The organism is Paenalcaligenes hominis (genome assembly GCF_011927625.1).
In the GTDB taxonomy this organism is placed as follows: domain Bacteria; phylum Pseudomonadota; class Gammaproteobacteria; order Burkholderiales; family Burkholderiaceae_B; genus Paenalcaligenes; species Paenalcaligenes hominis.
Genome location: NZ_JAATIZ010000001.1, coordinates 176,086 through 197,375, shown reverse-complemented (window position 1 = coordinate 197,375; position 21,290 = coordinate 176,086). Strand labels below are relative to the sequence as shown.

Sequence of the window (21,290 nt, the reverse complement as noted above, 5' to 3'; positions counted from 1 at the left end):
CCATAAAAAAAGCCTGTAGCAGAACTACAGGCTTTGATTTGGATTAAAGCGCGTTGGTCAGTTCGGGGAGGACCTCGAACAGGTCACCAACTAAGCCGTAATCGGCGACACTAAAGATGGGTGCCTCTGGGTCTTTGTTGATGGCAACAATCACTTTGGAGTCCTTCATACCCGCCAAGTGTTGAATGGCACCCGATACGCCTACAGCAATATAAAGCTGCGGTGCAACGATTTTGCCTGTTTGCCCCACCTGCCAGTCATTGGGTGCATAACCTGCGTCTACCGCGGCACGAGAAGCGCCCACTGCAGCGCCTAGTTTGTCTGCTAAGGTTTCAATCAAGGCAAAATTTTCTTTGCTGCCTAGGCCACGACCACCCGATACCACCACAGTAGCATCTGCTAAATCTGGACGATCACTTTTTGCCATCTCGCGACTGACGAAGCTGGACTTTCCACTGTCGTTTTGCGCAGCTACGGTTTCTACTACTGCAGTGCCCCCTGTGGGCTCAGCCCCATCAAAAGCAGTAGTGCGCACAGTAAGTACTAGCTTAGGATCGGTACACTGTACGGTAGCAATCGCGTTACCAGCATAAATAGGACGAGTGAAGGTATCCGCAGACTCAACCGACAATATATCTGAAATTTGTGCCACGTCTAATTTGGCTGCCACGCGTGGAGCTACGTTTTTTCCAGCTGCCGTAGCGGGAAACAAGATATGACTGTATGCATCCGCTACGCTAAGCACTTGAGCCGCTACATTTTCAGCTAAGCCATTAGCTAAGGCGTCATCTTCAGCCAAAAGGACTTTGGTAACACCCTGAATTTGAGCCGCTGCCTCTGCAACCGTCGTCGCATTGGCTCCGGCCACCAATACATGAACATCGTTTCCAAGTTGTGAGGCGGCAGCCACAGTATTTAAGGTCGCGCTTTTAAGCTCTACGTTATCGTGTTCAGCAATCACTAGTATCGACATTTAGATCACCTTTGCTTCATTTTTAAGTTTTGCGACAAGCGTTGCAACATCCGCTACCATTTCACCCGCTGCACGAGCGGCAGGCTCGGTGACTTTAAGGGTTTTAATACGTGGAGTCACATCTACGCCTAGGCCTTCGGGTGTCAATACATCAATGGTTTTCTTTTTTGCTTTCATGATGTTCGGTAAGGTCACATAACGCGGTTCATTCAGGCGTAAGTCGGTGGTGATCACCGCAGGTAGGGTAAGTGAAATCGTTTCTAGTCCTCCATCTACCTCGCGTGTTACTTTTACCTGAGCGCCATCAAGCTCTATTGCACTGGCAAAAGTAGCTTGGGGCCAATCCAATAACGCCGCCAACATTTGACCGGTCTGATTGGCATCATCATCAATGGCTTGTTTACCCAAGATGACAAGCTGAGGCTGTTCAGTATCGACAACGCCTTTCAGGAGTTTGGCTACAGCTAGCGGCTGTAACTCAACATCAGTTTCAACCTGAATGGAACGATCAGCACCAATTGCCATTGCCGTGCGTAAGGTTTCTTGGCAGGGCTTTTCGCCACACGATACCGCTACGACCTCAGTTACCACCCCTTTCTCTTTAAGACGAATGGCCTCTTCGACCGCAATCTCATCAAAGGGGTTCATGGACATTTTTACGTTTGCTATGTCTACACCAGTTTGGTCAGACTTTACGCGTACCTTGACGTTATGGTCAACTACACGTTTCACAGGCACCAACACCTTCATCAGGCAATCTCCAATTTAGCTAAAAATAGATTGTGCAATGACTAATCATAAAGCATTTTGTGTGTTGCACAAAAGCGGACTTACTTAGTGGCTAATCCGGCCAGCACCTTTATATGTGCCGCCACACTGCGCGCTAAAGCGTCTAACGCATAGCCTCCTTCAAGCATACTAATCACTCGACCATGGGTACTGATGGCGGTTGCCTGCATGACCTGATCGGTAATCCAAGCAAAATCGGCTTCAGTTAAATGCATCTGTGCCATGGCGTCTTCGGTATGCGCATCAAACCCAGCAGAAAAAAACAGTAATTTGGGCTTAAGCTGGCGCAATCGAGGCAACCAGCTTTGCGTTACTAGGTCGCGAATAGCAGTAGATTCGGTTCCCGCTGGCACCGCTTCATTGTACATATTTGGAGCTTCGGGTAAATGACGAGCATGGGGGTAAAAAGGATGCTGATAAAAACCGAACATCTGCACTTGGTCTTGATGAGCGAATATGTCTTCGGTTCCATTACCGTGATGCACATCAAAATCCACGATGACCACTTGATCTAACTGATATCTTTCAATGGCATACGCTGCGGCTACGGCGACATTATTAAAAAAGCAAAACCCCATGGCTTGGTCAAAGCAGGCATGATGACCTGGAGGGCGTACGGCACAAAAAGCCCGTTGAGCGTGGCCCGCCATGACTTGATCTACCGCTAAAATTCCGGCTCCGGCTGCATAATAGGCGGCCTCGAGGGTATGAGGGTTTAAAACCGTATCACTATCAATGCTGAAGTAGCCCGTTTCAGGTGCATATTGCTGCATAGTAGCGATATGATGTAGGCTGTGTACACGCGACAAATCCTCCTCTTTGGCTTTAAGAGCAGTCATTTCATGCAGCATGTTTGTTAGACCCGTTTGCGCTAGATGTTTTTGTATAGCTTGTAAGCGCAACGGCGACTCGGGGTGCCCTGCTCCCATCTCATGCTGATAAAAAGAAGGATGAGTTATAAATATTGTCTCCATAAGGTTTGATTATGTTCAGAAAAACGCGCTTAGTGCAAGCTTGTTTTTGCAGTTTATTAATAATGGGTTGCGCGACCTCCCAAACCAACAACCCTCAATCTAACCATCATGTGCCGGTTGGAGGCGCTACGCCATCGGCCTTAACCCTAAATAAAGAGGCTCATCCTAAATCGGGTTCGTCCGTACAGGGCCGACAGGATTATTTTCAAGCCGATGGCAGTCTCAGTCCTTACTTATACGAATGGGCCCAGGAATTAGCCCAATTACAAGGCATCCCTTTTACGCGTATCGAGGCATTATTAAAAACTGCTCATTACAATGCGAAAGCCGCTCAGCTTATGGCGCCTAATAAAGGGCAGATCAAGCGTAGCTGGAACACCTATAAAAATCGCTTTATTGAACCCATCCGCATTAAAGCTGGTCTAGACTTCTGGAACCAACATGCCGAGATCCTTCAACGGACTGCTCAAGAATATGGGGTTCCCCCCGAGATCTTGGTGTCTATTATTGGCGTAGAAACTATTTATGGCCGCTATACGGGCGATTTCCGAGTCCTTGATGCCTTGTTAACCTTAGGCTTTAGCTACCCTGACAATAGTCGCCCGGAACGCGGAAAACTATTTAGAGACCAGCTCGCTGATTTAATTGTGCTTGATTACCAAGGCAAGATTGATGCCAACACGATCACAGGTTCTTTTGCTGGCGCGGTTGGTTTGCCTCAGTTTATGCCTGGAAGCTTAATGCGCTATGCCGTAGATGCGGATCACGATGGCAAAATTGATTTGTTTCACTCCATGCCAGATATCTTAGCGTCTGTTGCCAACTTTTTAATTGAGCATGGCTGGCAACCTGGGTTACCTGTTTTTGCGCCCGTCCAGTTAAACGACCAAAAGGCTAAAAGATTCGTAGATGGCGGTTTAATCCCTCAATCCAATTGGGAAGGGTTATTACAAGCGCAAGCCGTACAGGCTCCTAACAGTCGTGCCGTTGCGGCGTGGATGTCAAAGCCACTAGGGGTAATTAACTTAATTGAAGAAAGTCGAGGTACCGCTGAGTACCGTTTGGCTACCCCTAACTTTTACGCCATTACGTCTTATAACCGTAGTTACTTTTATGCCAGTACCGTGTCTGATTTTGCGGATCTGCTCGCCCGGCGTCGTGCGCAATAATGGCTACTTACTACACTTGACATCCTCCCCCGCTTAAAGGCCGGGGATTCCTACGGCGTTCAAGGGAGGCATTGAGCCGCCTCTATGTCGCTTCGGTGGGTTCCTGCTGCTGGCGGCCTGACTGCACCACTCACTTCACAGGCGAACCGGGCGTGCCCCACTCTTAATACATTGATCGCACCGACCACATCGGCGTTTTCCTTAACGCCACATGCTACGCACACAAATTGCGCTTGCGTAGGGCGATTTCGTGCCGCTTGAAACGGTTGAGCGGTGCATAGTACGTGCCGTCCGATAGCGTGGCAAACCGTGCCACACCCATATCGATGCCAACCGCTGACGTGCCTTGCGACTGTTGCGGTAGCGTACCCAGCCCAGTTTGGGCAGAAAGATACGGCTGTTTTCCTGATCGAGTTTGCAGCCTTGCGGGTAACGGAAGCTGTCTGACTGCCCTTTTTTCTTGAAGCGTGGGAAAGCAGCGCGTTTGGCAAAGAAATTCTTGTAGGCACGCTCGAGGTCTTTAAGCGCTTGCTGCAAACATTGACTTGGCGCGTGTTTCAGCCACTCTGTTTCCTTATCCTTCTTCCAAGCGGGCAGGAAATTAGCCAGAACGGTATAACTGAATTTCGTCGTGCTGTCGGCGGCATAACGGTCTTTTTGCCATGCCAACGCCCTATTGAACACGAAACGACATGCACCGGCAAAGCCGCGCATATTGCGTCGCTGAGCACCGTTGGGCTTGAGTTCGTATTGATAGGCTTGACGTCGTTTCATGCTAAGAATTATACTTAGTCTATGAAGAAAAACAACGACATTCGACGCGGTAGACACTGTGTTTTTAACATGCACGTTCACTTGGTCTTTGTGACAAAGTACCGCGGTGGTGTGTTCACCAAAGAAATTCTTGACGACTTGCGTGACCTCTTTGCGGGCGTCTGTTCGGACTTTGAGGCAGAATTGGTAGAGTTCGACGGTGAGGACGACCATGTTCACTTGTTGGTCAACTATCCCCCCAAGGTCGCCGTGTCGGCACTGGTAAATAGTTTGAAATGCGTATCAAGCCGGATGATTCGCAAAAAGACGTATCCGAGCATTCACAACAAACTATGGGGTGGCGCCCTCTGGTCGCCTAGCTACTTTGCCGGAAGCTGTGGCGGTGCGCCTATCGAGATCGTCCGACAATACATTAAGCAACAACAGACGCCAAGCTGATACGAAGACGCTAGCGCGTCCGCGCTATTCATCTCCGCCCTAACGGCGGGGTTTTCCGCGCGATTTGATAAAAAAACCCTCTGTGCCGCCATGCGCCAGAGGGTTTTTTATTGCACCGTTTGCGCCCTAGGGATTGAATACCCCAGTAGAAAGGTAACGATCGCCGCGGTCGCACACAATAAATGCAATGGTTGCATTTTCAACGCGTTGAGCCACACGCAGCGCCGCCACCAGCGCGCCTGCAGAGGATATGCCAGCAAAGATGCCTTCTTGTGAGGCTAAAGTACGCGCCATGGCCTCGGCTTCGTCTTGGCCAATGGACTCTAGAGCAGAAATTTGGTCAGGGTCATAGATTTTGGGGAGGTATTCCTGAGGCCATTTACGAATGCCTGGGATTTGTGCCCCCTCGGCAGGCTGTGCCCCAATGATTTGAACGGCGGGGTTTTTTGAGCGCAAGTAATTGCCTACCCCCATAATGGTTCCCGTTGTACCCATAGCGCTTACGAAATGGGTGATTTGACCCTCTGTTTGCTGCCAGAGCTCTGGACCTGTGCCCTGAATATGCGCTAGGGGGTTATCCTGATTAGCGAATTGATCCAGTACGATGCCTTTACCCTCGGACTGCATTTGTAAGGCGAGGTCACGTGCGTATTCCATGCCACCGGCGGCGGCAGGAGTTAGGATAAGCTCGGCCCCATAGGCTGTCATGGAAGCACGACGCTCTAGAGATAAGTTGTCTGGCATGATCAAAATCATTTTATAACCACGCACCGCAGCGATCATGGCTAGCGCAATACCTGTGTTGCCACTAGTGGCTTCGATAAGTGTATCGCCGGGTTTAATTACGCCTCGGGCTTCGGCCATTTTGATCATGGAGCTAGCGGCACGGTCTTTGACTGAACCAGCCGGGTTATTGCCTTCGAGTTTGGCTAAGATGACATTACCGCGTCCGATTTGGTAAAGCTCGGGCAAACGCTGTAAGCGCACCAGCGGAGTCATTCCTATCGTATCTTCTATCGTTGGATAATTTTTCATACCACCTCTTTTAATCACATAGAGCTCAGAAGACTGAGCTCAACCTGTATAAGTCTATGATACTGATTGCCTTGTGACTTAGGTTATTTTTTTGGCTTTTTATCTGAAGGCGGCGCGGCAGGCGTAGGCTCTGCAGTCAAGCCCGCCTCGTGCAGGCCACTAAGACGCTTGGGCCCAATGCCTTTCACCCGATCAGATAGGTCTTGCAAAGAGCTAAACGGCCCTGCTCGATCGCGTTCGTGAATGATACGCTCGGCTGTTTTTGGCCCAATGCCTTTGATTTGTTGTAACTGCTGTAAAGATGCCTGATTTAAATTGACGGCTTGGGCCTGCCACGCCCACCCTAAAAGCACTAAGCAAACAATAAAACGCCCCCATTGCTTGGGCTGCGATAGAGTACGAAGCAAACACATACTGTTCTCCTTGGAATGATGGCCATTTAGCATCCATCAAATCTTTGAATGTGCCTAGCTCGTAATGCTACGCAAGAACGAACCCTTGCGTAGTTTTCACAGTATTTTAAAGATGTGGCTTTTGCTTTAATACGTAATCACGCACCCCTGTTTGCACATCCACAAAGGGCTTCGTGTAGCCCGCTGCTCGCAACTGAGTTAGATCAGCTTGGGTATGGCTTTGATAGCGCCCTTTTAAATCATCAGGAAAGTCGATGTAGTGCAGTATGTTTTTTTGCACTAACTCCTCTAGACCAAGCGCTGCATCGCCCTCAAGCTCGCGCATGGTATTTACTACAGTTTGCGCTACATCATTAAACGGTTGAGCGCGCCCTGTACCACAATTAAATATCCCTGACACAGAGCTCTGTAAAAAGTGCAAATTCACATCCACTACGTCATCAATATAAACAAAGTCACGCTGCTGACCGCCGTTATCATACCCATCCCACGCCCCAAACAGGCGCACACAGCCCTCGGCTTTGTATTGGTGCATATTATGCAGAGCCACTGATGCCATGCGACCCTTATGGTTTTCTTGGGGGCCGTACACATTAAAATACCGCAAACCGACTACCGGTGCCGTCAATTTTTGCATGTGTTTTCGAATAACTTGGTCAAAAAGAAACTTAGAGTAGCCATACACATTTAACGGCGACTCGTTGTGTATGTCTTCCGCATAACGTGGGCCTGCGCCGTAAACGGCAGCCGATGAGGCATAAATAAAAGGCGTATTGTGTTTTTGACAATATTCAAATAGCTCGAGGCTAACGCGGTAGTTGTTATCCATCATATAACGACCATCACGCTCGGTGGTGGCAGAGCAAGCGCCTTGGTGTAATACCGCCTGGATGCGTGGCAGCCCGCCTGATAAGACCAGTCGTCTAAAGTCATCTTTATCCATATAGTCCGCAATATCAGCACGCACTAAGTTATGGAACTTGTCGCCCTCTAGTAAATCGTCCACTACTAAAATGTCATTGATGCCCAGTTTATTTAAGCCCAATAATAAATTACTGCCTATAAACCCTGCACCACCAGTGACTACTATCATCGCAATTCCTCTGCTGTAACGGTTGAAGTCCCTAACTTACCAACGACTATGCTGCCTGCTTTATTAGCCCAATGCATGGCGTCTACCCAACTTAATCCAGCAGCGCGGGTGACGGCTAGCGTTGCTAAAACGGTATCCCCTGCCCCAGACACATCAAACACCTCTTGGGCCTCAGCGGCCGCATGAGCACGCCCCTGTGCGGTATACATGGTCATCCCTTGTTCAGAGCGTGTAATGAGCAGGGCCTCTAGATTCAGACGTTGCCGTAGCGCCTGAGCTCGTGCGGTTAAATCGTCTTCAGATGCCCACTTGCCTACAGCTTGTTCCATTTCCAACCGATTCGGCGTAATGCTAGCCGCACCGGTATAGCGACTGTATTGATCGCCTTTTGGGTCGACTAACACAGGCACTCCTTGTTTGTGAGCAGTCTGAATAAGTGTTTCCACACGATTGAGTGCACCTTTTGCATAATCGGACAACACAACAATATGGTGCTGTGCCACCAAGTCAGAAAAATAAGTTTCTAGTTGGGTCAAAACCGCTGGACTAGGCGCTTGCTCAAAGTCTACGCGTAGCAACTGCTGTTGACGCCCTAAAATGCGCAATTTTAAGATCGTTGGGAGATCGTTATCTATACATAGATACGGCTCGACGTGTTCCGCCTGACACATTTGCTGTATGGATGTACCCGCTTCATCATTGCCTATGAAGCCAATAAGGCTTGCTTGAGCCCCTAATGCCACACAGTTGCGTGCAACGTTAGCGGCCCCTCCTAAGCGGTCCTCTTTACGTGTTACTTTCACAATAGGAACAGGTGCCTCGGGAGAAATACGGTTTACGGCCCCAAACCAATACCGATCCACCATGACATCCCCGACCACAAGAATTTTTAACGCAGCAATGTGCTCTTTAGTTGGGAATGGACTCATTGCATTTCCTCGAGTCGTTTCGGGGCATACGTTTCCCAATGCGTGCACCCTGGGCATTGCCAGTAGAAATGTTTGGCCTCAAAACCGCAGTTTTGACACGCGTAGCGATCTAAACGCTGGGTATGCTTATGAACCAAGGTCCGTAAAAGCGTGAGATCACCACCTAAGACATGAGCGGCTTCGGGGTTATCGGGATGCTGTAACTCAAGCTGCAAGCTACGGTCCAATCCCAACAAAGAAGGGTATTGGTGTAGGGCTTCACGTGCAAAGGTCCAAGCGGTCGTCGCGCCTTGATGGATGCGCAATGCTTTAAACACCTGAGTAAACACGTCGACTGATGGGTATTGCTCGTAATGTTTCTGTAGTACACGCAATGCCTGATCAGCTAAACCCTGCGCCTCGTAACACTGCATGAGTTGATCAGCAATTAATCCGGCATAGAGCGGCGCGACTCTTAGCACCTCTTGGAGATAAAACTGCTGTAAGGCTAAATTTTGTTCTAATTGGGCGACCTGAGCTCGTAGCATAAAGATACGTGCGGTTGCGGCTCGGCTCCCCTCTTTAGCGCCTAGCTCTTTGGCAGCCCGCTCTGCCTCATTAAGCGCCTGCTCGGCCTGCTCAAGTTGAGGCTCACGTCTTTTTAATGCCGTTTCAGCCTGCTCACATTGGTAATGGATCAACTGAGGTACTGGCTCATCGACCAGATGGCGTAGACGCTTTACCGTCGCAATGGCCTGAGGCCAATCGTGCCCTGACTCATAAATATGGATTAAAGCACGCACAGCAGCTATCGCATGACGCCCTTGAGATACTGCCTCAAACGCTGCCTCGGCTCGGTCCAGCATGCCTGCCTTTAAAAAGTCTTGGGCTATTTCAAACTGTGCATTTTCTCTTTCGATTTCTGGTAAGTCAGTGCGCGCAAGCAAACTTTGATGCACCCGTATAGCACGTTCCATTTCGCCACGCCGTCTGAATAAGCTACCCAAAGCAAAGTGTAGCTCTGTGGTTTCTGGATCTAATTTAGCCACCTCTATAAATGCATCAATGGCTTGATCAGGCTCTTCGTTTAAGAGAAAGTTTAGCCCTTTAAAATAGGAGTCGGGTAACTGTTTGCTTTCAGAAAGCATTTGCTTGAAATCAAAACGTGCTGCCAACCAGCCCAAACCAAACAACACAGGCACAATAATGAGCCACCATGGTTCAAAATCCACTCTGCACCTCGATTACAGGGGAGCCAACGGAGCAATAATTTCTACTGCTGCAGGATCGGTGGGCTTGGCGGGATTTTGAATTTGGTCTTCTAAGCGAGCGACGTCACGCTTAAGTTTCGCTATTTCTCGTTTTTTACGCATAATGTTTAAAATCATGAGTAGCAACCCCAGCACCAGACCTAATAAAAACGTGACCAGCATCACTACTATTAATGGAACATTAGCTAAGGCGTAGTCAGCAAAAAAACTAACGTGAACGGGCTCTGTGTTTTTGAGGGCGAACAATAACACCACGACAAAAACCAGTAATCGCAATACCCAGACGAGATAACGCATAAATGGCTCCAACGAATTAAAGGATGCCTTGATTGTAAAGGCAAAAGGGGTAATTAGCCCAGACGCAAAAACAGGCTCATAGTGAGCCTGTTTTTGAGACATGTACAGTTAGCTACGAGTTAGGCTGTTGTGCTAAAAAAGCATTATCAACCCGTTCGCGGAGCTCTTTACCTGCCTTAAAGTGTGGTACTTGTTTTGCGGGCACATGGACTTTTTCGCCAGAGCGAGGGTTGCGCCCTATACGTGATGCCCGTGTAGACAGGGAAAAACTACCAAACCCCCTGATTTCTATACGATGACCGTTTTCTAATGCTGTGGTCATGGCATCAAGAATAGTCTTTACCGTCAGCTCTGTGTCCTTTGGGGCTAGCTGCGTATTGCGGCTGGCCAACAGTGCAATAAGCTCAGACTTCGTCACACTTTATTCAGCGTCTTCACGCTGCTGTTCAAGTTGAGCACGTAGTAACGCACCCAAGTTAGTCGTACCAGCAGAAGCGCTTGCATCGGAAATACGTTGCATACTTTGTGCGGTTTCTGCGCTGTCAATAGCCTTGATAGACAACTGGATAGAACGCGCTTTGCGGTCTACGTTGATGATCATGGCTTCAACTTCGTCGCCTTCGTTGATTGCAGTGGTTGCATCTTCAACACGGCCAGCAGAGATTTCAGAAGCACGCAGGTAGCCTTCAACGTCTACAGATAAAGTCACCACAGCGCCTTTAGGCTCTACGGATTTTACTGTGCCTTTAACTACAGCACCTTTATCGTTAGCAGACACATAGTTGTTGAAAGGATCGCCTTCGAGTTGTTTGATACCGAGAGAGATACGCTCTTTTTCGGTGTCAATACCAAGAACGATAGCATCCACTTCGTCGCCTTTCTTGTAGTTGCGAACGGCTTCTTCGCCACTGTCAGTCCAAGAGAGGTCAGATAAGTGAACTAGACCATCAATACCGCCATCTAGACCAACGAACACGCCAAAGTCAGTGATGGATTTGATAGCGCCACGTACTTTATCGCCACGTTTGAAGTTCAATGCGAACTCTTCCCATGGGTTAGGACGACACTGCTTCATGCCTAAAGAGATACGACGACGGTCTTCGTCAATGTCTAGAACCATGACTTCGACTTCTTCACCCAAAGTAACAACTTTGCGTGGGTCTACGTTTTTGTTGGTCCAGTCCATTTCGGAAACGTGTACTAAACCTTCGATACCGTCTTCAACCTCGACGAAAGCACCGTAGTCGGTTAGGTTTGTCACTTTACCGAACAAACGTGTACTTTGTGGGTAACGACGGGATAGGCCGATCCAAGGATCTTCGCCTAGTTGTTTAACGCCCAAGGAAACGCGGCTGCGGTCTTGGTCGAATTTAAGTACTTTGGCTTCGATTTCTTCACCCACTTGAAGAACTTCGGATGGGTGACGTACACGACGCCATGCCATATCAGTGATATGCAATAGACCATCGATACCACCCAAGTCCACAAACGCACCGTAATCAGTAATGTTTTTAACAATACCTTTAACAACGATACCTTCGGTGAGGGTTTCGAGTAGTTTCTGACGCTCTTCGCCCATGCTGGCTTCGAGTACAGCACGACGGGACAAGACGACGTTGTTACGTTTGCGATCGAGTTTGATCACTTTGAACTCAACGGTTTTGCCTTCGTATGGAGTGGTGTCTTTTACGGGACGTAGGTCAACCAAAGAACCAGGCAAGAAAGCACGGATACCGTTAGTCATAACAGTCATACCGCCTTTTACTTTGCCAGTAATGGTACCGGTAACTAGCTCGCCAGACTCTAGAGCTTGCTCTAGGGATAGCCATGCTGATAGGCGTTTAGCGCGATCGCGAGATAGGATTGTGTCGCCGTAACCGTTTTCAAATGCGTCGATAGCAACAGAAACGTAATCACCGGGTTCCACTTCGAGTTCGCCTTGATCGTTCAAGAACTCTTCGAGAGGAATCAAGGACTCGGATTTCAAGCCTGCGTTAACCAACACGTAGTTGTGGTCAATGCGCAAGACTTCGGCAGAGATAACTTCGCCGGCTTTTAGGTCTTGGGACTGAAGGCTTTCTGCAAATAAATCGGCAAAGCTTTCGCCGCCTAATACTTCGGTAGTAGAGATGGAGGACATTAAATAAGATCCATCAGCCATTACTGGCTTTGTCAAGAACACACGGGGCGTAAGGCCCAGTGGAGTGAACACACGTTGCTTAAGGCACTAAAAGCGCTTAAACAACACCTTTAATTTTGGGTAGCAGCCCAGTAGGCCAATACCTGATTCACGGTTTCTTCAATGGTGAGATGAGAAGAATCCAATAGAATTGCGTCTTTAGCAGGCTTTAAGGGCGCGATTGAACGGGTCGTATCGCGTAAATCTCGTGCCTGTAAATCAGCTAATAGTTCTGAAAGATTAGCAGATATACCCTTGTCTATCAACTGTTTATAACGGCGTTCAGCCCGGGATTGCGCATCCGCAACAAGATAAATCTTTAAAGGGGCGGAGGGAAAAACTACCGTTCCCATATCACGACCATCTGCGATCAGACCGGGAGGTTGCTGAAAGTCGCGCTGCCGTGCTAGCAAAGCGGCACGTACCGGTTCGTAGGCGGCAACTTGAGACGCCAACAAGCCCACTTGTTCGGTTCGCAAGACATCAGCCACATTTTCACCGTCCAGTACACACTGACCTTGACCAAAGCGCACATTCAGCTGACGCGCAAGCTGTGCGACCTGCTCTTGTTGGGTGGTATCGACCGCTTGGCGTAAACACGCCAATGCCGTTAAGCGGTAGAGCGCTCCGCTATCCAAAACATGCCAACCCAAATGGTTAGCGACAAGGTGACTAACAGTTCCTTTACCTGATGCGGTTGGGCCATCAATGGTAATTACAGGGGGAATAGGATGGGGAGCCACCATGGACATCTAGCCTTTTATCAGTTGTTCAAAAATAGAGAAGTATTCAGGGAAGGTTTTACTCACGCAGTTAGGGTCTAGAATAGTTTGCGACATGCCACCAAAGCGCATAAGCGATAAACACATGGCCATGCGGTGATCGTCATACGTTTCTATTCGAGCTGAGCGCCATCCGCCTTCGGGGATGGGGTAAATGGTGATCCAATCTGGACCGGACTCGACTTCAGCCCCGACCTGGCGCAATTCATTTTGCATGGCGTCGATGCGGTCGGTTTCCTTGACGCGCCAACTTGCAATGTTGCGTAACGTACACGGCCCATCGGCGTACACGGCTAAGGCTGCGGCTGTCATAGCCGCATCTGGGATTAAATTAAAGTCCAAATCGAACGCTTTCAGTCTTTGGCCCTGCGCAACATTAACCCCGGTGACCTCCATGGAGTTAGCTAGATACGTCACCTGAGCTCCCATGTATTCCATGACTTTAGCAAACTGCACATCGCCTTGAACCGATAAAGCCCCTACCCCTTGGATATCAATTGGCCCCCCTGCAATCGTACCTAAAGCTAAAAAATACGATGCCGACGACGCGTCGCCCTCAACGTGAAACTCGCCGGGTGACACATACTGCGCATCACTTTGGATAACAAAGCGTTGCCAATGTTCATCGTGACGAACTAAGACCCCAAACTTCTCCATCATATCGAGCGTGATGGCAATATAAGGTTGGGAAATCAGCGTGCCCTCTACCTCGATGACTAGCTCGGTCTGCGTTTGAGCAACGGCAATGGGCGCAGCCATCAATAAGGCAGTTAAAAATTGGCTAGACACAGACCCTTTAACCCGTATAGGCTGGCTTAGGTCAATCGTAGGCTGGCCAATTTTTAGGGGCGGATAGCCAGAGGTTTCCAAGTAGTCTATGCGAGCCCCAGCGCCTTGCAATGCCTCGACTAAATCACCAATGGGCCGCTCATGCATACGTGGAATGCCGCTTAAGGTATAGTCGCCACCTAAAAAAGCCAATGCAGCCGTTAACGAACGAAAAGCGGTACCTGCATTGCCTAAAAATAAATCTGCGTGTGCATGGTTAAAAGGCGTTCCACCATGGATTTGGTAGACGCTCTCCGAAACCTTGATGGCCTCCACCCCTAGTTGATTTAACGCGTCAATCATGACGCGCGTGTCATCGGAGGCCAACACGCCCGTTAAGCTTGTTATGCCTGGGGTCAACGCCGCTAAGAGCAAAGCGCGATTAGAAATACTTTTAGAACCTGGCAAGTGCACAGTACCACTGGCATGGGTTGCGGGCTCTAGGGTAATTTGCTCAAGACTCATTCCAATCCACTCCTGCTGCCCCATAAACGACGGGCCAAGGCAGCTTTTTCTAAAAATTCATATAAAGCTGTTCCGTCGGACTCTAACAATGCCGTTTCCGCTTGTTCAAACGCGGCACGAACCTGCTTTAGCTCTGACAAGACAGCAGCACGATTACTGAGAAAAATATCACGCCATACTTCTGCCGACCCCGCAGCAATGCGAGTAAAGTCTCTGAACCCACTTCCTGCCACATGTAAACGCACATCGGCATCAGCAGCACTGGCCACTTGCCACATGAACACAGAAGAAAGAAAGTGGGGCACATGGCTAATAGATGCTAGTACCCTGTCGTGTTCCTCTGCTGACATGAGCATAACCCGCGCGCCGCACTGTTCCCATAATTGAATGATCTTCGCCTTAGCGCTAGGGGCAGTTTCTTTGTGGGGAGTTAAGATAACAATGCGGTTACGGTAGAGGTCAGCCAATGCGGCTTCTGGCCCAGCCTTTTCCGCTCCTGCAATCGGATGACCAGGAATAAACTGCCCTATTTGCCCCCCTAGTACCTCAGTAGCAGCGCGCAGTACATCCGCTTTGGTGCTGCCCGCATCAGTAATCAAAGTATGAGGCTGTAAATGGGGTTTTATTTGTTGCAGTAAGCTTCGTGTAGCGCCTACTGGCGTAGCCAATACGATGATATCTGCGCGTTGAGCTGCCGTAGTGATATCAACGATCTCATCGATTAGCCCTAGCTGCAACGCATGGTGCGTGGTGCTGACCTGACGGCTGACACCAAGCACGCGACCTACGCACCCTGCTTGCTTTAATGCCGCCGCTAGAGAACCACCAATTAGGCCTGGTCCTACCACGGCTAGGACAGGAATAGTAAAAGCTGTTGGGGTAGCCATGGTGACTAGGCCTGCTGAGGGTATGAGCCCAACACTTTAAAAAAAGCCACTTGGTGCTTGAGCTGATCTAAGGCACTTTGTACCGCTGCATCCTCTTTATGACCCACCAAGTCAATATAAAAGTAGTATTCCCATTGACCGGTGCGTGCAGGTCGAGACTCAAGACGCGTCATTGACACCTGATGTTCAGCAAACGGCGCTAGCATTTCATGCACAGCCCCAGCGCGATTAGGCACAGCTAATATGAGACTGGTTTTATCATTGCCTGAGGGTAATGACTCGATATTACCAATGGCTAAAAAGCGAGTGCGGTTTTGGGCGTCATCCTGAATCCCGGTTTGGACTAGTTTGAGCTGCCAGAAGTCGGCCGCATGTTGACCAGCAATAGCCGCTACGGTGGGGTCTTCGGCAGCTAAACGTGCGGCTTCTGCGTTGCTTGAGGCCGCATCGCGTTGGAGATTAGGGTAATGACGCGATAGCCAGGCTTGGCACTGTGCTAAGGCCTGTGGATGAGCCATAACGCGCGTGACCCCATCCATGGCGCCACTTTGCGTCATCAAACAATGATGTACCGCAATAGAACGCTCGCCTAAGACTTTTAAAGAGGAATTCAGTAACAAGTCTAAGGTGCGGTTGACTGCGCCCTCGGTGGAGTTTTCCACTGGCACCATGCCTACATCTGCCTCGCCGACCTCGACCAAACGAAATACCTCGTCAAAGCTAGCACAAGGTAAAGACTCAACAAAATGCCCAAAATGACTTAAGGCGGCCTGCTCGGAAAAAGAACCCTGAGGCCCCAAAAAGGCAACACGCATTTGACGCTCTAAGCCTCGGCAAGCAGAAATGACTTCGCTCCATACTGCTTGAACAGAAGCCCCTGTAATAGGCCCCGTATTCATTGCCTGTAAGTGAGCAACGATTTGAGCTTCGCGTTCAGGTTTTAAAATACTATCTGTGGCGTTGTATTGCTCTTTGATTTTACCGATCTCTAGTGCTGCATTAGCACGCTGATTTAAAAGCTGCAAAATTTGCAAATCTAGCGTGTCGATTTGTTCGCGCCACGGGCGCAACTGTTCTAAAAGCGCTTTAGCCATGGCGTGCTTCAAACCCCTTCATGAAATCAACCAGCGCCTGCACGCCTTCGAGAGGCATGGCATTATAAATCGAAGCACGCATGCCACCTACACTTTTGTGTCCGCGTAATTGCAATAAACCCGCTGCGGCGGCCTCGGTTAAAAATAATTCATCTAGCTGAGGCTGATTCAGCAAGAAAGGAATGTTCATACGCGAACGCACTGCCTTAGCTACTGTATTTCTGTAAAAATCAGATTGATCTAAATAGCTATATAACAGATCTGCCTTAGCCTGATTGGCTTTTTCAATAGCTACCACGCCCCCTTGCTCTTTCAACCACTTAAAAACCAAGCCTGCTAAGTAAATAGAATACGTAGGTGGCGTGTTGAGCATGGAGTTATTTTTTGCTACGAGCTCGTAGTTGAATGCATTAGGACAGTGAGGGTTACTGAAGCCCAAAAGATCTTTACGCACAATGACTACAGTCAGCCCGGCTGGACCTGCGTTTTTTTGTGCACCCGCATATGCCACATCTACTTTAGTGAAATCAATAGGACGCGAAAGAATATTGGATGAGACATCGACCACCAGGGGTACATCCAAACGGGGCCAATCATTAAACTCTACACCACCTATGGTTTCATTCGAGCAGACATGCACATAGGAGCTGTCAGGACGCACCTGCCATGTACTGGGCTCGGGGAACCAGGTTAGTGCCCCCTGTTCTGTACCATGGATTTGGGTGATAGCGTCTGATGTAGCAGCAAGTTGGATATCACCGAAATGCTGCGCCTCTTGGAATGATTTCTTTGACCAACTACCTGAAACGACGTAGTCCGCCTTGGCAGCGGGTTTTAGACCAAGCAAGTTCAATGGCACCAACGCGTTTTGTGCTTGTGCGCCGCCCTGCATAAAGAGCACAGCAAAATTATCAGGCACCTGCAGTAGATCGCGCAAATCTTGCTCTGCCTCGTCGCGTATTTGCATGAACTCTTTACCACGATGGCTCATTTCCATCACGGACATGCCCGAGCCATGCCAGTCCAACATTTCTGTGGCGGCTTTGTGCAGTACCGCCTCTGGAAACTTGGAGGGACCAGCAGAAAAATTCCAAGGACGCATAGTTGTATTTCCTAATTCCAATAATTACTCGTCTGTTTGAGGACCATGAGCCTCTGGATCCATGGCGGTGTCTTCGGCGTCCTCGTTATCTAGGGCCTCTTCGTCCACATCAATATCAATATCGACATCCACATCGCTTTCTACCACACGGTAAACACCGGATAGCTTGCTGCTTTCGTCTACATTAATAAGGGTTACGCCTTGAGTAGCACGACCCATTTCGCGGATCTCGTCCACGCGAGTACGCACCAACACCCCAGCATTGGTAATGAGCATGATTTCATCGCTTTCGCGTACAAGCACAGCGCCCACTAGGCAACCATTTCGATCTGAAGTTTGAATCGCAATCATGCCCTTTGTGCCGCGCCCATGACGGGTGTATTCAGAGATAGAAGTACGCTTACCAAAGCCATTTTCTGTTGCGGTAAGCACCGACTGAGACTCGTCTTCGGCAACCAATAAGGAAATGACGCTTTGGCCTTCGTCTAAGTTCATGCCGCGCACACCACGCGCAGTACGACCCATCGGGCGCACGTCAGTCTCGCAGAAGCGTACGGCTTTACCTGCATCAGAGAACAGCATGACATCGTGATCACCTGCTGTGATCTGAGCACCAATTAAGTAGTCGTCTTCATCTAAGCCTACGGCAATAATGCCGGCTTTACGTGGGTTAGCAAAATGTGACAACTGGGTTTTTTTAACCGTGCCTTGGGAAGTCGCCATAAATACAAACTGATCATCGCTGAATTCCTTTACGGTCAATACGACAGTGATCTTTTCGCCTTGCTCTAGGGGGAACATATTCACAATAGGACGGCCGCGAGAGTTACGAGAACCTTGGGGGACTTCCCAGACCTTGAGCCAGTACACTCGTCCCCGATCGGAGAAACACAGAAGATAATCGTGGGTATTAGCAATAAAGAGGTTATCGATCCAATCGTCCTCTTTCATGGTGGTGGCTTGTTTGCCTCGACCACCACGGCGTTGCGCACGGTATTCTGACAAAGGCTGGCTTTTAATGTAGCCCTCGTGCGACAAAGTCACCACCATATCCATGGGGGTGATTAAGTCCTCGGTATCTAATTCGGTGGCGTTAAATTCGATCTCAGAACGACGTACGTCTTTTTCTGAAGAGAACTCCTCTTTCAGGGCAATGAGTTCATCCGAAATAATCTGCGTCACACGCTCTGGACGCGCCAAAATGTCTAGAAGATCGGCAATGCGCTCCATGACGTCTTTGTATTCGCCGACAATTTTGTCTTGCTCGAGGCCAGTTAAGCGCTGTAAGCGCATATTAAGGATTTCTTGGGCCTGAGTTTCACTGAGACGATACATACCGTCTGCTTGCAGTCCGAACTCTGCCTCGAGATGATCAGGACGATAGGCGAGACGCCCCCCAGGAATAGCGCTCTCGTCGGCACGAGCCAACATATCGCGCACAATTTGGGCATCCCAACTACGCGCTAAAAGTTCACGACGAGCATCAGGGGGCGTGGGGGCAGCACGGATGATACGAATGAATTCATCAATATTGGCTAATGCGACTGCCAAGCCCTCGAGCACGTGGCCGCGCTCGCGTGCTTTACGCAACTGGAATACAGTGCGTCGTGTTACAACCTCGCGACGATGGAATAAGAAATACTCCACCAATTGTTTTAAATTAAGCAAACGCGGCTGACCATCAACCAGCGCCACGATATTCATGCCAAACGTTTCTTGAAGCTGAGTGTTCTTATAGAGATTGTTTAACACGACTTCGGGCACTTCGCCCCGCTTCAGCTCGATGACCAAACGCATCCCGTCTTTATCTGACTCGTCACGAATATCAGAAATACCCTCGATTTTCTTTTCATTAACCAAATCGGCAATGCGTTCTTGGAGGGATTTTTTATTGACCTGATAGGGTAAGGCATCAATCACAATGGCTTGGCGAGAGCCACGCTCCATGTCTTCGAAGTGAGCTTTAGCGCGCATAATGACACGACCACGACCGGTGCGGTAGCCTTCGCGCACCCCAGACATGCCATAAATAATGCCGCCTGTAGGAAAGTCAGGAGCTGGAATAAACTCGAACAAATCATCGACCGTACAGTCGGGATTGCGTAAGCAGTATAAACAGCCGTCCACCACCTCGGAGAGGTTGTGTGGGGGAATATTGGTTGCCATCCCTACAGCAATACCTGAGCTGCCGTTAACCAGCAGATTAGGCAAGCGAGAAGGCAAGATAGCAGGCTCTAGCTCGCTACCATCATAGTTAGGCACGAAGTCGACCGTTTCCTGATCGATGTCTGCCAACATTTCGTGGGATATTTTTGCCAAGCGCACTTCGGTATATCGCATGGCTGCAGCACTGTCGCCATCAATGGAGCCAAAGTTACCTTGACCGTCGACTAACATATACCGCATAGAGAAGTCTTGGGCCAACCGCACAATTGTGTCATACACCGCAGAATCACCGTGTGGGTGGTATTTACCAATGACGTCACCAACAATACGCGCAGATTTCTTGTAGGCGCGATTCCAGTCATTATTGAGCTCGTGCATTGCGAATAAAACGCGACGATGTACGGGCTTTAAGCCATCACGCACATCGGGTAAGGCACGCCCCACGATTACACTCATGGCGTAATCTAAATAACTGCGACGCATTTCCTCTTCCAGGGAAATTGGAAGGGTCTCCTTAGCAAAGGAATCCATATTAAATTGTCTTTTTAGATGAGTTAAGCAAGATGCAAACCGTAGAAGGGCGAATAGGAAATTCTACCATCACCCTAAGAGATCATTGTACTACGCCCAGCCTTTGCATTAAAAATGGATTGGTGTAGGCAAAAAACACCAAAAAAAATGAATAAGCGCTCGGATGAGAAGCATTGCTTGCCTTGTTGCCTAAAACCAACAATAATGCCATTTATCGACCTCTATTCGGTCGATCTGCACGATAAATCGCCCTTGCTCTTAGCGCATTGGACAGAAATGTCTTAACATTCTGGCTAACACGCACAGAAACCCAGCGTCGCGTTTTGATGAAAATCTAAGCGTTGCCGACTAGGCTCTGATCAACGATAATCTTAGTTAAGCGGCAGGGGTTCGCTGCGGTCACTTAACAGCATCAGCTCAAACGAGGAGAAACATGAATAAACCCTCCAAAATCGCACTTGCACTCGCCTTTGCGGCAGCCACAGCCACTGGTGCTGTGTCAGCTCAAACTAGCGGCGAAGTAAACAACTGGCAAAGTAACTTTGGCGAAGTATGGAAAAACGGCACAAACGAATTGTGCTGGCGTAATAACTTCTGGACACCTGCCACAGGCATCGCTGGTTGTGATGGCGTTCCTGTAGCTCAAGCTCCAGAAGCTCCTGTAGTTGCACCTACTAGCACTAAAGTTGTTCTAAACGCTGACACCTTCTTTGACTTCGATAAAGCCACACTGAAGCCTGAAGGCCGTCAAGTTTTGGATCAGGTTGCTGACCAAGCTTCCAATCTAGAACTAGAAACACTCATTGCTGTGGGTCACACCGACTCCACCGGTCCAGAAGCTTACAACCAGAAGCTATCTGAGCGTCGTGCAAACTCTGTTAAAGAATACCTCGTGTCTAAAGGTATTGCTGCCGACCGCATCTACACCGAAGGTAAAGGTGAGTTAGATCCTATCGCTACTAACGCAACCCGTGAAGGTCGCGCACAAAACCGTCGCGTAGAAATCGAAATCGTGGGTTCACGCAAACAGTAATCCTTTGATTTATTCAAAGCTTACTGATTCAGCGTAAAGCGATACAATAAAGGCTCCTGTTACAGGAGCCTTTATTTTTTTTAGGTCTA

The 21,290-nt window shown here is 49.1% G+C and carries 20 protein-coding genes and 1 pseudogene; 3 read left to right on the top strand and 18 right to left on the bottom strand.

The features are described from left to right. Nucleotides 1-43 precede the first annotated feature (43 nt). The 3 genes from GGR41_RS00970 to GGR41_RS00960 all read right to left on the bottom strand — a co-directional run bounded on the left by GGR41_RS00970 (nt 44) and on the right by GGR41_RS00960 (nt 2,736). Nucleotides 44-973 (bottom strand): electron transfer flavoprotein subunit alpha/FixB family protein, encoded by a 930-nt coding sequence (locus tag GGR41_RS00970; protein WP_167660252.1) that lies wholly within the window; start codon nt 971-973, stop codon nt 44-46. After that, nucleotides 974-1,723 (bottom strand): electron transfer flavoprotein subunit beta/FixA family protein, encoded by a 750-nt coding sequence (locus GGR41_RS00965; RefSeq protein WP_167660251.1) that lies wholly within the window; start codon nt 1,721-1,723, stop codon nt 974-976. It lies immediately after the preceding gene. A gap of 80 nt (nt 1,724-1,803) precedes the next feature. Next, a complete protein-coding gene (locus tag GGR41_RS00960) occupies nt 1,804-2,736 on the bottom strand; it encodes a histone deacetylase family protein (protein WP_167660250.1) in 933 nt (310 codons plus the stop codon). A gap of 11 nt (nt 2,737-2,747) precedes the next feature. Here GGR41_RS00960 and mltB point away from each other — a divergent pair, with 11 nt between their 5' ends. Beyond that, a complete protein-coding gene (gene mltB, locus GGR41_RS00955) occupies nt 2,748-3,905 on the top strand; it encodes a lytic murein transglycosylase B (RefSeq protein WP_167660249.1) in 1,158 nt (385 codons plus the stop codon). A gap of 232 nt (nt 3,906-4,137) precedes the next feature. On the opposite strand, the pseudogene GGR41_RS00950 reads toward mltB, so the two are convergent. Continuing rightward, a pseudogene (locus GGR41_RS00950) lies at nt 4,138-4,679 on the bottom strand (RNA-guided endonuclease InsQ/TnpB family protein); the annotation flags it as partial. Nucleotides 4,680-4,700: 21 nt separating this feature from the next. On the opposite strand from GGR41_RS00950, the gene tnpA reads away from it, so the two are divergent. Next, the gene (gene tnpA, locus GGR41_RS00945; RefSeq protein ID WP_167660248.1) at nt 4,701-5,117 is read left to right on the top strand and encodes an IS200/IS605 family transposase; all 417 of its coding nucleotides are present in this window, start codon (nt 4,701-4,703) and stop codon (nt 5,115-5,117) included. A 126-nt stretch (nt 5,118-5,243) separates the two neighbouring features. On the opposite strand, the gene cysM is transcribed toward tnpA, so the two are convergent. From cysM to gyrA, 14 genes are all read right to left on the bottom strand, one after another. Then, nucleotides 5,244-6,152 carry a cysteine synthase CysM gene (gene cysM, locus GGR41_RS00940; RefSeq protein WP_167660247.1) on the bottom strand — a complete coding sequence of 303 codons (909 nt, stop codon included), beginning with the start codon at nt 6,150-6,152 and terminating at the stop codon, nt 5,244-5,246. 83 nt (nt 6,153-6,235) lie between these two features. Then, nucleotides 6,236-6,565: a ComEA family DNA-binding protein gene (locus GGR41_RS00935; protein ID WP_167660246.1), complete on the bottom strand. Its 330-nt coding sequence runs from the start codon at nt 6,563-6,565 to the stop codon at nt 6,236-6,238. A 106-nt stretch (nt 6,566-6,671) separates the two neighbouring features. Beyond that, nucleotides 6,672-7,658, bottom strand: coding sequence for an ADP-glyceromanno-heptose 6-epimerase (gene rfaD / locus GGR41_RS00930; protein WP_167660245.1), 987 nt, complete (start codon nt 7,656-7,658; stop codon nt 6,672-6,674). Then, complete coding sequence (gene rfaE1, locus GGR41_RS00925; protein ID WP_167660244.1) at nt 7,655-8,587, bottom strand: D-glycero-beta-D-manno-heptose-7-phosphate kinase; 933 nt, start codon at nt 8,585-8,587, stop codon at nt 7,655-7,657. The genes rfaD and rfaE1 overlap by 4 nt, the downstream gene beginning before the upstream one ends. Continuing rightward, entirely contained in the window at nt 8,584-9,798 is a 1,215-nt protein-coding gene (gene lapB, locus GGR41_RS00920) for a lipopolysaccharide assembly protein LapB (protein ID WP_167660243.1), read from the bottom strand. The genes rfaE1 and lapB overlap by 4 nt, the downstream gene beginning before the upstream one ends. A 12-nt stretch (nt 9,799-9,810) precedes the next feature. After that, complete coding sequence (locus tag GGR41_RS00915) at nt 9,811-10,134, bottom strand: lipopolysaccharide assembly protein LapA domain-containing protein (protein ID WP_077734963.1); 324 nt, start codon at nt 10,132-10,134, stop codon at nt 9,811-9,813. Between the two features lie 112 nt (nt 10,135-10,246). Continuing rightward, entirely contained in the window at nt 10,247-10,552 is a 306-nt protein-coding gene (locus tag GGR41_RS00910) for an integration host factor subunit beta (RefSeq protein WP_077733576.1), read from the bottom strand. Nucleotides 10,553-10,555: 3 nt separating this feature from the next. Beyond that, entirely contained in the window at nt 10,556-12,274 is a 1,719-nt protein-coding gene (gene rpsA / locus GGR41_RS00905; protein ID WP_077734964.1) for a 30S ribosomal protein S1, read from the bottom strand. 110 nt (nt 12,275-12,384) lie between these two features. Then, nucleotides 12,385-13,065, bottom strand: coding sequence for a (d)CMP kinase (gene cmk, locus GGR41_RS00900; protein ID WP_167660242.1), 681 nt, complete (start codon nt 13,063-13,065; stop codon nt 12,385-12,387). Further along, nucleotides 13,066-14,388: a 3-phosphoshikimate 1-carboxyvinyltransferase gene (gene aroA / locus GGR41_RS00895; protein ID WP_167660241.1), complete on the bottom strand. Its 1,323-nt coding sequence runs from the start codon at nt 14,386-14,388 to the stop codon at nt 13,066-13,068. Beyond that, complete coding sequence (locus GGR41_RS00890; protein WP_077733578.1) at nt 14,385-15,275, bottom strand: prephenate dehydrogenase; 891 nt, start codon at nt 15,273-15,275, stop codon at nt 14,385-14,387. The genes aroA and GGR41_RS00890 overlap by 4 nt, the downstream gene beginning before the upstream one ends. Before the next feature lie 5 nt (nt 15,276-15,280). Continuing rightward, entirely contained in the window at nt 15,281-16,369 is a 1,089-nt protein-coding gene (gene pheA, locus GGR41_RS00885) for a prephenate dehydratase (protein ID WP_167660240.1), read from the bottom strand. Further along, a complete protein-coding gene (serC, locus tag GGR41_RS00880) occupies nt 16,362-17,471 on the bottom strand; it encodes a 3-phosphoserine/phosphohydroxythreonine transaminase (RefSeq protein WP_167660239.1) in 1,110 nt (369 codons plus the stop codon). Before serC ends, pheA begins: the two co-directional genes overlap by 8 nt. 24 nt (nt 17,472-17,495) lie before the next feature. Beyond that, the gene (gene gyrA / locus GGR41_RS00875) at nt 17,496-20,168 is read right to left on the bottom strand and encodes a DNA gyrase subunit A (protein WP_167660238.1); all 2,673 of its coding nucleotides are present in this window, start codon (nt 20,166-20,168) and stop codon (nt 17,496-17,498) included. A gap of 433 nt (nt 20,169-20,601) precedes the next feature. On the opposite strand from gyrA, the gene ompA reads away from it, so the two are divergent. Continuing rightward, nucleotides 20,602-21,201 carry an outer membrane protein OmpA gene (gene ompA, locus GGR41_RS00870; protein ID WP_077733580.1) on the top strand — a complete coding sequence of 200 codons (600 nt, stop codon included), beginning with the start codon at nt 20,602-20,604 and terminating at the stop codon, nt 21,199-21,201. Nucleotides 21,202-21,290 lie beyond the last annotated feature (89 nt).